The organism is Pseudomonas sp. AF03-9 (assembly GCF_020515815.1).
Taxonomy (GTDB): domain Bacteria; phylum Pseudomonadota; class Gammaproteobacteria; order Pseudomonadales; family Pseudomonadaceae; genus Aquipseudomonas.
In genome coordinates this window covers 617502-629835 of sequence record NZ_JAHPJF010000001.1, presented here as the reverse complement: position 1 = coordinate 629835, position 12334 = coordinate 617502, and the positions used below count along the sequence as shown (strand labels likewise).

Genomic DNA, 12334 nt, shown 5'->3' with positions numbered 1-12334 from the left:
TTCAGATCTTCTGTGCCACGGACACGGTGAAAATGCCCCATTCGTCCACCCGCTGGGTGATCTTGCGAAAGCCCGCCGCCTCGACCAGTTGATCCATCTCCGCCTGGCTGCGCCGGCGCATTACCCAGGCCTGGCCCTGGCGGTGGCTGGTCAGCGCACGGGCGATCAGCTCCAGTTGCGGGTGCCATGGCTGGCCGGTGTAGACCAGATAACCGCCGGGCTCTACCGCTTCAGCCAGCCCGGCCAGCGAGCCGCCGACCATGGCGTTGTCGGCAAACAATTCGTACAGCCCGGACACCACCGCCAGCGTCGGCTTGGGCGCCAGCGCGGCCAGATCCGTACGGTCAAATGCATCGCCTTTGACGAATTGGGCAATGTCGCCCAGGCCCTTCTCGCGAATCAGCGCGCCACCGTCACGCACATTGATGTCGCTGTAGTCGCGCAGCAGGATCGACTCCGGCAGCGGCGAAACGCCCTGCAAGGCTTCCAGAATGTAGCGACCGTGGCCGGCGGCGATGTCGACGATGCGTACTTCGCGATCATCGGCACGCAACTTGGCCATGGCCAGGCGCAGCAGTTCCTCGACGTTCAGCTTGCGCTGGCGGATGCCGCGCCAGCCGATGGAGTTGAGGTAGTTGGTGTCGATCATCCGCCCCAGCCCGCCCTTGCCGGTGGGCTTGTTGCGGTACACGTAGTCCAGGGTGCTGCCGGAGTCGAAACCGGTGTCGAAGCCCAGCTTGACCCCGTCCGACAGGTTCTTGCCCAGGCCCATGCTGGCGCGGGTCAGGCGCCAGTACAGGTCGCGCAGGGAGTTGCGCGGTAACGGCGCGGCGAGGGCTTCGGATTCGGCGCAGGTGGCGCCGATCTTGTCGGCGTCGAGCAGCGAGGCGCGGTCCAGCGGGTGTTCGAAGTTCTGCAGGATAAAGCGCTTGGCGCTGCTCACGGCGGTGGCGCGGTCGCGCTCGCCGAGGGTGTCGTGGAAGAAACCGGGGAGGATGTGCAGCTCTTTTTTCAGGCTGCCGAGGCGGTCGAAAAATTGCTGCTGGGGTTTTCGGTGCACCACGAAGTCCGAGCCGGACACCAGTAATTGGGTCGGCACCTGGATCGCCTGGGCATCGGCCACAACCCGGTCGGCCGCTTCGTACAGGCCGAGCAGCACATTGACCGAGATCGCCTTGGTGATCAGCGGGTCGCTGTCGTAGGACGCCACGCGCTCGGGGTCATGGCTGAGGAACTTGGCCTTGACGTAGCTGTTGACGAAAAAGTTGCCGCGAAACTTGCGCATCAGCGCCAGGCCCGGCCGGGCGAACGGCACGTAGAGCTTGACCTTGAACGCCGGCGAGGCGAGCACCAGCGCGCGGATCTTTGGCGCGTAGTCATGCACCCAGGTGGCCGCGATCACCGCGCCGACGCTTTGGGCGATGACGGCGAAGTTCTCTTCCTCGATGCCATAGGTGGCGCCGATGTGGTCGCAGAAGGTTTGCACGTCGCGGGCGCTGGTGGCGAAGCTGGGACTGTCGCCGCGTTCGCCGGGAGACTGGCCGTGGCCACGGGCATCCCAGGCGAAGAAGTCGAAGTGTGGCAGGTCCAGTTCATCGACCAGATGGGCGATGCGCCCCGAATGCTCATGGCCGCGATGGAACAACACGATGGCCTTGCGTGGCCCGTCGCCCGCGGTGGCCGGCCAGTGCCGGTAGAACAGCTCGACGCCATCGTGGGTACTGAAGGTGTGTGCTTGTTGTTCGCGCATCGCAAAATCCTTATGCAGAAGGGGAGTCTTGTTGTTCTTTGAGGCCCTGGCGCACCCGGTTGACCAGGGTGTAGGCAAGCAGGGCGGCGACCAGCCACATCACCCCATCCACCCAGCTGGCGCCGAGCCAACCCAGCGCTACACCAGTGGCCAGCACGCCGAGCACAAACGCCCGATCGCTCTTGCCCATCGGCCCGTCGTAGCGCCGCGATGCGCCCACCATCGGCCCGAGCACCCCGGCGTATTCGCTGAACACCGCCAGCAACGCCACCAGCAGCACTGGCGCCAGGCTCACGCCGGGGATCAATGCAAACGGCAGGATCAACGCGCTGTCGGCAATCACGTCGCACAACTCATTGAGGTAGGCACCCAGGCGCGACTGCTGGCCGAATTCCCGGGCGAGCATGCCGTCGATGGCGTTGAGGGCCATGCGCAGGATCATCCACAGCGGGATCAGCGCAAACAGCCACAGGTGTTGGGCGAAGCTGGCGATCAGCAGGCCGACCAGCAGGGAAACCACGCCGGCCAGCACGGTGATCTGGTTGGCGGTGGTGCCGTTGTCGTAGAGGCGCTGCACGAGGGGGCGCAGCAGGTTTTGAAAACGCGGTTTGAGCTGATAGATCGAAATCATGGGAGGTGACGCTTCCTTGTCCGTGGACCCGCGAAAAACTGGCTTGGAGTGTGCCGCTTAATCCTGGCCTGTACCAGTGATGGCGCGTGTTTATGGGGGTTTAGTCACGCTCCCGAGCACAACGAGGTATAGAAGTGGAAACGATCAATGTGGGAGCTGGCTTGCCTGCGATTGAATCACCTCGGTTTTGCTGGAAGACCTTGTTGTCAGCATCGCAGGCAAGCCAGCTCCCACAGGGAATCGGTGGTTGGGTTTGAAAGCGACATTCACCGGACAAAAATTTCACGCCCCGTGTTATATCGTAACCAATTGTGTGCAAGCGGACGTAAGTGGATGCAAGTGGATCTAGAGGCTGACGGCGCTTCGGTGGAAGGCCTGCCGCGTTTTCAGCAGGGGCTGTTCCATGCCCGTCGATTGCGCCAGGCCGGGATCAGCCTGACGGCTGTGGCACTGTGCGGGTGGGTACTGGCGCTGTTCGTCGCGCTGTTCGCGCCGCTGTCGATCTGGCCGGTGGTGTTGATCAACTGTGCGTCGGCGTTGCTGTTGCTGGTGGCCGGTTTGCAGTCGGCGTGGTGGGTGGCCGATTGGCGCGCCCAGGCGCTGGAAGAACCTGCGGTGCACGTGCCGGTTGAGGACACCAGCCGCTACGCCCGCTTCACCGAGCGCTTCGCCCAGCAGATCGGTACGCCGGTGGTGTGGCTCGGCGGTTGGTCGCTGCTGGCGCTGGTCAGTGTCGTCGAGTTCTGGAACCTGGCCCTGCCCGCTGCAGCAGTCGGTCAATCCGCCAGCATCGGTGCCGCGTTGGCACTGGCCCTGGCGTTTGGCCTGCTGGTGTTCGAACGCCGCCTCGCCCAGGAAACCGCCGTGCAATGGCCGGAAGCCTCGCAGCTGGCGCAGTTGAGCCGGGTGGCGATTATCTGCCTGGTGCTCAGTGGAATTTGCCTGCTGTTCGCCAGTGCCGAAGCGGTCTGGCCGTTGCGGCTCGCGGTGCTGATCGGCGGGTTACCCGCGCTGGTCGCCATCGAGTTTCTGCTCAGGGCCATCCTTTCGCTGTTCAGTCCGCGCCAACCACGCCTCGAACCGCGGCTGATGGCGCAAAGCGTTATCGCCGGGCTGCTGCGCTGGCCACCGCAACCCTTGCTCGCCTTGCAGCACGAATTGCACAACCGCTTCGGCATCGACCTGCGCCAGATCTGGGCGTTTACCTACATCCGCCGCGCATTTCTGCCGGTGTTGCTGGTGGTGCTGGCGGTAGGCTGGGCGCTTACTGGTGTGCACGAAGTGCCCCTGCAAGGTCGCGGGATTTATGAGCGCTTCGGCAAGCCGGTGGAGGTGTTCGGCCCTGGCCTGCATGCCGGTCTGCCCTGGCCGCTGGGCCGCGTGATCACTGTGGAAAACGGCGTGGTGCATGAACTCGCCACCAGCGTCAGTGAGGCCGCCGCCCCGGAGCTGGCCGCCGCTGAAGGCCCGGCGCCGCTGATCGCCAACCGCCTGTGGGACGCCAGCCACGTGAATGACAAATCCCAGGTCATCGCCAGCAGCAGCGGCGACAAGCAGGGCTTCCAGATCGTCAACATGGACGTGCGTTTCGTCTACCGCATCGGCCTCAACGACCACGCCGCGCTGGCCGCCACTTACAACAGCGCGGATGTGCCGACCCTGATCCGCAGCACCGCCAGCCGCATCCTGGTCCACGACTTTGCTTCGCGCACCCTTGACGAATTGCTCGGCGAGCAACGCACCAGCCTCGCCGACGAGATCGGCCGCGCCGTGCAGGCCGATTTGCATCACCTCGACAGCGGCGTGGAAATCCTCGCCACGGTGGTGGAAGCGATCCACCCACCGGCCGGCGCCGCTAATGCCTATCACGGCGTGCAAGCTGCGCAGATCGGCGCACAGGCGCTGATCTCCCGCGAACGCGGCGCCGCCAGCGAACAAACCAACCTGGCCCTGCTGCAAGCCAGCAGCGCCCGTGACCAGGCCACGGCCACCGCGCGCGAAGTGAATGCCGGTGCCCAAGCGGCCGACCTGCGTTTCGCCGCCGAACAAAAGGCCTACGCCAGCGCGGGCAAAGCCTTCGTGCTGGAACAGTACCTCGGCCAACTGAGCCAGGGCCTGGCCCACGCCAAGCTGTTGATTCTGGATCATCGCCTGGGCGCCGACAGTGCGCCGACGATCGATCTGCGTTCTTTTTCCTTGCCGGCCGATCCGTCGCTGCCGCGCAAAGCCGTTCAATAAGGAGTCGGTCTGTTGAGCGCTCATTCTCACGATCACGGTCATCATCATGGCCATCACCACCACCATCATCATGGCGACGAACCCGCCGCCGGCCCGTTCCCGTGGCGACGCATGGCCTGGGCGGTGCTGCTGGTGCTGTTTGCGGTCGCGGCCGCGAGCCTGGTGCAAGTGCGCTCCGGCGAAGCCACGGTGATTACCCGTTTCGGCAACCCGGCGCGGGTGCTGCTGGAGCCGGGCCTGGGCTGGCGCTGGCCGGCGCCGTTCGAAGCGGCGATCCCGGTGGACCTGCGCCTGCGCACCACCTCCAGCGGCTTGCAGGAAGTGGGCACCCGCGATGGCCTGCGCATCATCGTGCAGGCGTACGTGGCGTGGCAGGTGCAGGGCGATGCCGACAACGTGCAGCGCTTTATGCGCGCCGTGCAGAACCAGCCGGATGAAGCGGCGCGGCAGATTCGTACCTTTGTCGGTTCGGCGCTGGAAACCACCGCAGCCAGCTTTGACCTGTCGAGCTTGATCAACACCGATGCCAGCCAAGTGCGCATTGCTGATTTTGAAGCGCAGTTGCGCCAGCAGATTGATCAACAATTGCTCACTACCTACGGCGTGCGCGTGGCTCAAGTCGGTATCGAACGGCTGACCTTGCCGTCGGTGACGCTCACCGCCACCGTCGACCGCATGCGCGCCGAGCGTGAAACCATCGCCACCGAGCGCACGGCCGTGGGCAAGCGTGAAGCGGCGCAGATCCGCTCCGCCGCCGAGCGTGACGCGCGCATCGTGCAGGCCGATGCCACGGTCAAAGCCGCCGACATCGAGGCGCAATCTCGGGTCGAAGCCGCGCAGATCTACGGCCGTGCCTACGCCGGTAATCCGCAGCTTTACAACCTGCTGCGCTCGCTGGACACCTTGGGCACCGTGGTTTCGCCAGGCACCAGGATCATCCTGCGCACCGACGCGGCGCCGTTCCGCGCCCTGGTGGACGGGCCGAAGGACGTCCAGCCATGACCGAGCGTGACAGCCCGGACAGCCCATGGGTCCAGGCCGGGCGCCTGACGTTCCTGGCGCTGTACGCGGTGACCGTATTGGCCGCGTTGGCCTGGGCGTTTTCCAATGTGCGCCAGATCGACCCGCAGAACCGTGCCGTGGTGTTGCACTTCGGCGCCCTCGACCGTATCCAGAATGCCGGGCTGTTGCTGGCCTGGCCGCAGCCGTTCGAGCAAGTGGTGCTGTTGCCCGCGGCCGACCGCGTGATCGAGCGCCGGGTCGAGAACCTGTTGCGCTCCGAGGCGGCGACCCAGGCTGACCGCGTGGCCAGTTTCGCCACGCCATTGAGTGATGCGCTGGCCGGCTCCGGTTACCTGCTGACCGGCGATGCCGGGGTGGTGCAGCTGGATGTGCGGGTGTTCTACAAAGTCACCGAGCCCTATGCCTTTGTGCTCCAGGGCGGGCATGTGCTGCCAGCGCTGGATCGACTGGTGACGCGCAGCGCCGTGGCCCTTACGGCGGCGCGGGACCTGGACACGATCCTGGTGGCGCGCCCCGAGCTGATCGGCTCCGACAACGGCGCCGCCGAACGTCGCGAACGGCTGCGTGGCGATCTGGTGCAAGGCATCAATAAACGCCTGGCGGAGTTGACCTCCAGTGGTTTGGGCCTGGGTATCGAAGTCACCCGGGTGGATGTGCAATCGAGCCTGCCGGGCCCGGCGGTGAATGCTTTCAACGCAGTGTTGACCGCCAGCCAGCAGGCCGACAAAGCCGTGGCCAACGCCCGCACCGACGCAGAAAAACTCACCCAGGCCGCCAACCAGCAGGCCGACCGGCTGGTGCAAGTCGCCCACGCCCAGGCCAGCGAACGCTTGGCCAATGCCCGGGCGCAAACCGCCACCGTCGCCAGCCTGGCCCAGGTCAAAGACCCGGGCTTGCTGCTGCGCCTGTACCGCGAACGCCTGCCGAAGATTCTCGGCCAGGCCGGTTCCGTGACCACAGTCGATCCGAAAGACGACTCCCGCTTGATCATTCAGGGAGCCGAACAATGAGCGCACCCATGCTGACCTCCGCCGAGCAGCGCAGTGCTGCGCGGCAATTGACCCTGGCCATGCTGGCCCTCGGTTTGCTGGTGCTGGGCCTGGTGTGGCGCTGGCTGGCGCCGGATCAAAGCGGGGTCAGCCAGTTGCTGCTGGGGGTTGCCTCGCTGTTGGTGGCCGTGCCGGTGATGCGTTCGGCGTGGTACAGCCTGCGCTTTCCGAGCCTGCATGGGATCACCGACCAACTGATCGCCCTGGCCATGCTTGGGGCCTGGGCCACTGGAGATCTGCTGACGGCCGCACTGTTGCCGATCATCATGATCTTCGGCCACGTGCTCGAAGAGCGCAGCGTGATCGGCTCCCAGGAGGCGATCCATGCCCTGGGCAAACTGACCCGCAGCCATGCGCGGCTGGTGCAGGCCGATGGCAGCATCGTCGAGGTGGATAACGGCACGCTGCACACCGGCGATATTGTCGAAGTGCGCGCCGGCGACCGTGTGCCCGCCGATGGCGTGGTGCTGTCGGGCCAGGCGAGCCTGGACACCGCACCGATTACCGGCGAGTCGGTGCCGCTGGAAGCGAGTGCCGGCGTGCAGGTGTTTGGCGGCGCGATCAACCTCGACGGCTTGCTGCGCCTGGAAGTGACGCGCACCGGGCATGAATCCACGTTGGGCAAAGTAATCGCGCTGATGCAGAACGCCGAGCGCTCCAAACCGCCGATCACGCGGCTACTGGAGCGCTATGCCGGCAGCTATATGGTGTTGGTGCTGCTGCTGGCGGCGGTCATCTGGTTTGTCACCAACGACGCGCAGGCGATGCTGGCGGTGCTGGTGGCGGCGTGCCCGTGTGCGTTGGTGCTGTCGGCGCCGGCCACGGCGATTGCCGGGATCGCGGTCGCGGCGCGGCATGGGATTTTGATTCGCAGCTCGGCGTTTCTGGAGGAGCTGGCGGACCTGACCTCGTTGGTGGTCGACAAGACCGGCACCCTGACCTATGGCACCCTGCGCCTGCAATCCATCGAGACCACTGCGCCGGATCGGCAACGGTTGCTGAACCTGGCCGCCAGCCTCGGCTCGGCCAGCAGCCACCCGGTCAGCCGCGCGTTGGCGGGCTTGGCGACGCAGGAACAATTGCCGGGGCTGACCGATATTCGTGAACGCCAGGGCCTAGGCGTAGTGGCGCAGACCGCTCAGGGCGAAGCGGCGCTGGGGCGGCCGGAGCTGTTCGAGCAGTTGGGCATCGTCACCACACCGGTGCCGACTCACGACGGCCCGATTGCCGGGTTGGCGCTGGACGGCCAGTTCCTCGCCTGGCTGCTGCTGGCCGACCGCGTCAAACCGGAAGCGCGCCAGGCGCTGCAAGAGTTGCGCGACCTCGGCCTGGGCCGCCAACTGCTGCTGACCGGCGACCGTCAGAGCGTGGCCGACAGCCTGGCGCTGGACGTGGGCATCAGCGACGTCCAAGCCCAGGCGCTGCCGGAAGACAAGCTCAACCGCGTGCTGGGCGAGATCGGTAGCGGCTTTCGCCCGATGGTGGTGGGCGACGGCATCAACGATTCCCTGGCGCTCAAGGCCGGTGTGGTCGGCGTGGCCATGGGCGCAGGCGGCGCCGACATCGCGCTGGCCTCGGCGGACGTGGTGCTGATCGGCAGCGACCTGCGGCGCCTGGGCACCTGTGTGCGCTTGAGTCGCCAGTGCCGGCAGACGTTGCAGGTCAACGTGATCATCGGCCTGGGCTGGACGCTGGCGATCGTGGTGTTCGCCGCGTTTGGCTGGTTGGGCGCTGCCGGGGCGATGATCGCTGCGGTGTTGCATAACCTCAGCACCTTGCTGGTACTGGGCAACGCCGGGCGTTTGCTGCGCTTCCAGGAGCCGTTGTTGACGCTCGAAGAATAAATTTCGAGCTTGTTGTAACGCCAGCCGGGCACCTCTCTCTAGTGGTGTGTCGAGACCGCACACTCCGTGCGGTCCGACACCCCTACTGATCTTTTGAGGACTACAACAATGAACATCAAGAACGCCGTTTCCGGTGCTGCCCTGGCTATCGCTGCCGCCACTATGTTTGCCGGTGTCACCACCCAGGCTCAAGCCGCCGACGCGACTGTTCACTGCTACGGCGTGACTTCCTGCAAAGGTATGAACGACTGCAAGACCGCAGAAAACGCCTGCAAGGGCCAGGCCGTCTGCAAGGGCCACGGCTTCAAGGCCATGACCAAGGCCGCGTGCGATGCGGCGGGCGGTAAAGTCGGCGAGTAAACGAGTGCACCCGCAGCGGTTGCCGTCCACCGCTGCGGACACTTTGCCCAGGAGTGTCTTATGTCCACTTCCCTTGCGAGCCTCGGTTACGGCCTGGGTCTGCGCAACCAGTACTACCAACAGATCCTTGAACAGTCGCCGGCCGTGGATTGGTTCGAAGTGATCTCCGAGAATTATCTGGTGCAAGGCGGCAAGGCCTTATACTACCTGGACGCGATCGCCGAGCGTTATCCGTTGGTGATGCACGGCGTGTCCCTGTCCATCGGCGGGCCCCATGCCCTCGATCTCGATTACCTGAAACAGATCAAGCAGCTGGCCGAGCGTATCCAGCCGGCGTGGGTGTCCGATCACCTGTGCTGGAGCCGCGGCAGCGCGCACCAGTTGCATGACCTGTTGCCGCTGCCTTACACCGAAGAGAGTCTCTACCACGTCGCCGCCCGCGTGCGCCAAGTGCAGGATGTGTTGCAGCGTCCGCTGGTGTTGGAAAATGTCTCCAGCTATGTGCGCGCCCAGGCGGATGAGTTGACCGAGTGGGAATTCCTCAATGCCCTGGCCCACATGTCGGGCTGCCAGTTGTTGCTGGACGTGAACAATGTGTATGTCAGCTCGCGTAACCATGGCTTCGACGCGTGGACGTTTATTCGCAACCTGCCGCCGCAGAGTATCCGGCAATTGCACCTGGCCGGGCATATGGACTACGGCGACTATGTGGTCGATACCCATGACCACCCGGTGTGCGATCCGGTATGGGCGCTGTATCAGCAGACCCTGGAGCACTTGGGGCCGGTTTCGACGCTGTTGGAGCGCGACGACCATTTCCCGCCGTTCGAAGAACTGCTCACCGAGCTGGGCAAGGCCCGTGAACTAGGGGCCAGCGCCCTGGCCAGGAGGCCGCTATGCGCCTGACCGAATGGCAATTGGCCTTTGAGCAGCACCTGCTTGCCGACACTTCAGTCGCCGACACCGGCTTCGCCGCCACGTTGCTGGGCGGGCCGAGCCTGGACGTAGACACGGGCCTGGCGATTTACCACAACGCCTATCGTGCGCGGTTGCACGAAGTGTTGCGTCATGACTTCGGCGCAGTCTGGTATTGGCTGGGGGATGAGGAGTTTGCGTTGCTCGCCGAGGCCTACGTGCGGCGCTATCCATCGGCCCATTACAGCCTGCGTTGGTTTGGCGAGCGTTTTGCCGCGTTTATCGTCGAGCACTTGGTGGCCGAACAGAGTGCGCCACTGGCCGAGCTGGCGCGTTTGGAATGGGCGTTCACCCTGGCGTTCGATGCGCCCCAGGGCGAACCGCTGAGCCTGAATACGATGGCGCTGCTGTCACCTGAGGATTGGCCGGATTTGCGCGTCAGCCTGGCGCCTTCGGTGCAACAGCTGATTTGCCACTTCAATAGCGTGGCGATCTGGCGTGCGAGCAAGGATCAAGCGGATTTCCCTGGCAGCCAAGCCTTGGACACGGCGCGCATCTGCCTGGTGTGGCGCCACCAGAATGTGTGCCGCTACCGCAGCCTGGAACCGGCCGAAGCGTGCGCCTTGGCGGGGATGGTGAGCACCGGCTGGAGCTTTTCCGAGCTGTGCGGCGAGTTGGCTGCCACCTATTCGGAGGGCGCTCCGCTACAGGCTGTTACATGGTTGAAACAGTGGGTCGAGGAGGGCTTGCTCGAGCGCCAGGCGCCATAGTGACGGGCTATCAGATCGATAGCCTCCTACTTGTCTTGGGATGGTCTACCCTCTTTTCAGACGTCTGAAACAAGGGGGGACTACTCATGCTCGCGCAACTTCCACCGGCCTTACAGAATCTTCAGCTGCCGCTGCGTCTTCGACTCTGGGATGGCCATGAATTCAACTTGGGCCCCGAGCCCAGTGTGACCATCGTGGTGAAGGACCCCACGGTCGTGCCGAAACTGACCCATCCGACGCTCGACCTACTGGGCGAAGCTTTTATCGAGGGCAAACTGGAGCTGGAAGGCTCCATCAGCGAAGTGATCCGGGTATGCGATGAGTTGAGCTCTGCCCTGGTCGACGATGACGAGGGCACCCGCCCGGTGCGCTCGATCCACGATAAGGCTACAGACGCGGCGGCGATTTCCTACCATTACGACCTGTCCAACGCGTTCTACCAGCTGTGGCTGGACCAGGACATGGCGTACTCCTGCGGTTATTTCGAAACCGGCAGCGAATCCATCGATCAGGCCCAGCAAGACAAATTCCGCCACCTGTGCCGCAAGTTGCGCTTGCAGCCGGGCGAGTACTTGCTCGACGTCGGCTGTGGCTGGGGCGGGCTTGCGCGGTTTGCGGCGCGGGAGTTCGGGGTCAAGGTATTTGGCATCACCCTGAGCAAAGAGCAACTGGAACTGGCCCGCGAGCGGGTGAGCGCCGAAGGCCTGGCGGACCAGGTCGACCTGCAACTGCTCGATTACCGCGACCTGCCCCAGGACGGGCGTTTCGACAAAGTGGTAAGCGTGGGCATGTTTGAACACGTCGGCCACGCCAACCTGGCGCAGTACTGCCAGACCCTGTTTGGCGCGGTGCGCGAAGGCGGCCTGGTGATGAACCACGGCATCACCGCCAAGCACACCGACGGCCGCCCGGTGGGGCGCGGCGCCGGCGAGTTTATCGAGCGGTATGTGTTCCCCAATGGCGAGTTGCCGCATTTGGCGATGATGACCGCCGAGCTTAGTGAGGCCGGGCTGGAAGTGGTCGATGTCGAAAGCCTGCGCTTGCACTACGCACGCACGCTGGACCATTGGAGCGAGCGCCTGGAGGACAACCTGGAGGCCGCGGCGAAGATGGTGCCGGAGCAGGCGTTGCGGATCTGGCGGTTGTACCTGGCCGGGTGCGCCTATGCGTTTGCCCGGGGCTGGATAAATCTGCATCAAATCCTTGCACTCAAGCCCCATGCAGATGGCAGCCATGAACTGCCTTGGACGCGTGACGATATTTATCGAGGGTGAGGGATGTTTTCCCAGGTCAATGTTGTCGGGTCTTCCACGGTGTTTTTGTAACGGTGGAAGACGCCGTGCTGTTTGGCTGGGTTCTGATCGTTTTGTATATACAGCTGCTGGGTAAATACGTTGGTTGCCTGGCTAAAGGTTAAATCATGGCGAGCCAGGTATGCGCCCCAGTCGGTGGATGGCAGTGAGATAAAAGATATTCCCCAGCGTGGATCGTTCATATCGCCGACGATCACGAAGACGCCCCAATGGCGTTCGCCGGGTGAGAGGATCAGGTAGATGCCATTGTCGTAGAGATAGACCGCTGCCCGGTCGAAGGGCTTGTCTGGGTACAGCACTTTGTAGTGCAAATACAGGATGTCGGTTGGCTTGCCGATCTCCACGACTATCGAGGGGGCGCTTTGGGTGGCTTTCATGAAGGGCTCCAATTGTCATAAGTGACAGGTTGAAGCCTAGAGCAGGGGCGGCTGGAGAAGACGC

At 64.2% G+C, this 12334-nt stretch carries 11 protein-coding genes; 8 read left to right on the top strand and 3 right to left on the bottom strand.

What is annotated here, in order from left to right; genetic code table 11:
* Position 1: 1 nt before the first annotated feature.
* Positions 2 to 1750, bottom strand: coding sequence for a bifunctional alpha/beta hydrolase/class I SAM-dependent methyltransferase (locus LIY36_RS02870; RefSeq protein WP_192298112.1), 1749 nt, complete (start codon positions 1748 to 1750; stop codon positions 2 to 4).
* A 10-nt stretch (positions 1751 to 1760) separates the two neighbouring features.
* Entirely contained in the window at positions 1761 to 2381 is a 621-nt protein-coding gene (locus LIY36_RS02865) for a CDP-alcohol phosphatidyltransferase family protein (protein ID WP_192298111.1), read from the bottom strand.
* A gap of 333 nt (positions 2382 to 2714) precedes the next feature.
* Here LIY36_RS02865 and hflK (LIY36_RS02860) point away from each other — a divergent pair, with 333 nt between their 5' ends.
* The 8 genes from hflK (LIY36_RS02860) (at position 2715) to cfaB (ending at position 11854) form a co-directional block, all read left to right on the top strand.
* The gene (hflK, locus tag LIY36_RS02860) at positions 2715 to 4619 is read left to right on the top strand and encodes a protease modulator HflK (RefSeq protein WP_226454746.1); all 1905 of its coding nucleotides are present in this window, start codon (positions 2715 to 2717) and stop codon (positions 4617 to 4619) included.
* 12 nt (positions 4620 to 4631) lie between these two features.
* Positions 4632 to 5621, top strand: a complete 990-nt coding sequence (hflC, locus tag LIY36_RS02855) for a protease modulator HflC (protein WP_226454745.1) — start codon at positions 4632 to 4634, stop codon at positions 5619 to 5621.
* Complete coding sequence (gene hflK, locus LIY36_RS02850; RefSeq protein ID WP_226454744.1) at positions 5618 to 6652, top strand: protease modulator HflK; 1035 nt, start codon at positions 5618 to 5620, stop codon at positions 6650 to 6652. The genes hflC and hflK (LIY36_RS02850) overlap by 4 nt, the downstream gene beginning before the upstream one ends.
* A complete protein-coding gene (locus LIY36_RS02845; protein ID WP_226454743.1) occupies positions 6649 to 8535 on the top strand; it encodes a cation-translocating P-type ATPase in 1887 nt (628 codons plus the stop codon). Before hflK (LIY36_RS02850) ends, LIY36_RS02845 begins: the two co-directional genes overlap by 4 nt.
* Before the next feature lie 108 nt (positions 8536 to 8643).
* Positions 8644 to 8895, top strand: coding sequence for a BufA2 family periplasmic bufferin-type metallophore (bufA2, locus tag LIY36_RS02840; protein WP_226454742.1), 252 nt, complete (start codon positions 8644 to 8646; stop codon positions 8893 to 8895).
* A gap of 60 nt (positions 8896 to 8955) precedes the next feature.
* Positions 8956 to 9801 carry an MNIO family bufferin maturase gene (gene bufB, locus LIY36_RS02835; protein WP_226454741.1) on the top strand — a complete coding sequence of 282 codons (846 nt, stop codon included), beginning with the start codon at positions 8956 to 8958 and terminating at the stop codon, positions 9799 to 9801.
* Positions 9792 to 10580, top strand: coding sequence for an HvfC/BufC N-terminal domain-containing protein (locus LIY36_RS02830; RefSeq protein WP_226454740.1), 789 nt, complete (start codon positions 9792 to 9794; stop codon positions 10578 to 10580). The genes bufB and LIY36_RS02830 overlap by 10 nt, the downstream gene beginning before the upstream one ends.
* An 86-nt stretch (positions 10581 to 10666) precedes the next feature.
* Positions 10667 to 11854, top strand: coding sequence for a C17 cyclopropane fatty acid synthase CfaB (gene cfaB / locus LIY36_RS02825; RefSeq protein ID WP_192298104.1), 1188 nt, complete (start codon positions 10667 to 10669; stop codon positions 11852 to 11854).
* On the opposite strand, the gene LIY36_RS02820 is transcribed toward cfaB, so the two are convergent.
* The gene (locus tag LIY36_RS02820; protein ID WP_226454739.1) at positions 11842 to 12270 is read right to left on the bottom strand and encodes a hypothetical protein; all 429 of its coding nucleotides are present in this window, start codon (positions 12268 to 12270) and stop codon (positions 11842 to 11844) included. The two genes, cfaB and LIY36_RS02820, sit on opposite strands and share 13 nt — an antisense overlap.
* Positions 12271 to 12334: the final 64 nt, after the last annotated feature.

Coding starts and splice junctions, on each gene's coding strand:
- LIY36_RS02870 (WP_192298112.1), bottom strand. CDS start 1,750: ATGCGCGAACAACAAGCACACACCTTCAGTACCCACGATGGCGTCGAG.
- LIY36_RS02865 (WP_192298111.1), bottom strand. CDS start 2,381: ATGATTTCGATCTATCAGCTCAAACCGCGTTTTCAAAACCTGCTGCGC.
- hflK (WP_226454746.1), top strand. CDS start 2,715: ATGCAAGTGGATCTAGAGGCTGACGGCGCTTCGGTGGAAGGCCTGCCG.
- hflK (WP_226454744.1), top strand. CDS start 5,618: ATGACCGAGCGTGACAGCCCGGACAGCCCATGGGTCCAGGCCGGGCGC.
- LIY36_RS02845 (WP_226454743.1), top strand. CDS start 6,649: ATGAGCGCACCCATGCTGACCTCCGCCGAGCAGCGCAGTGCTGCGCGG.
- bufA2 (WP_226454742.1), top strand. CDS start 8,644: ATGAACATCAAGAACGCCGTTTCCGGTGCTGCCCTGGCTATCGCTGCC.
- bufB (WP_226454741.1), top strand. CDS start 8,956: ATGTCCACTTCCCTTGCGAGCCTCGGTTACGGCCTGGGTCTGCGCAAC.
- LIY36_RS02830 (WP_226454740.1), top strand. CDS start 9,792: ATGCGCCTGACCGAATGGCAATTGGCCTTTGAGCAGCACCTGCTTGCC.
- cfaB (WP_192298104.1), top strand. CDS start 10,667: ATGCTCGCGCAACTTCCACCGGCCTTACAGAATCTTCAGCTGCCGCTG.
- LIY36_RS02820 (WP_226454739.1), bottom strand. CDS start 12,270: ATGAAAGCCACCCAAAGCGCCCCCTCGATAGTCGTGGAGATCGGCAAG.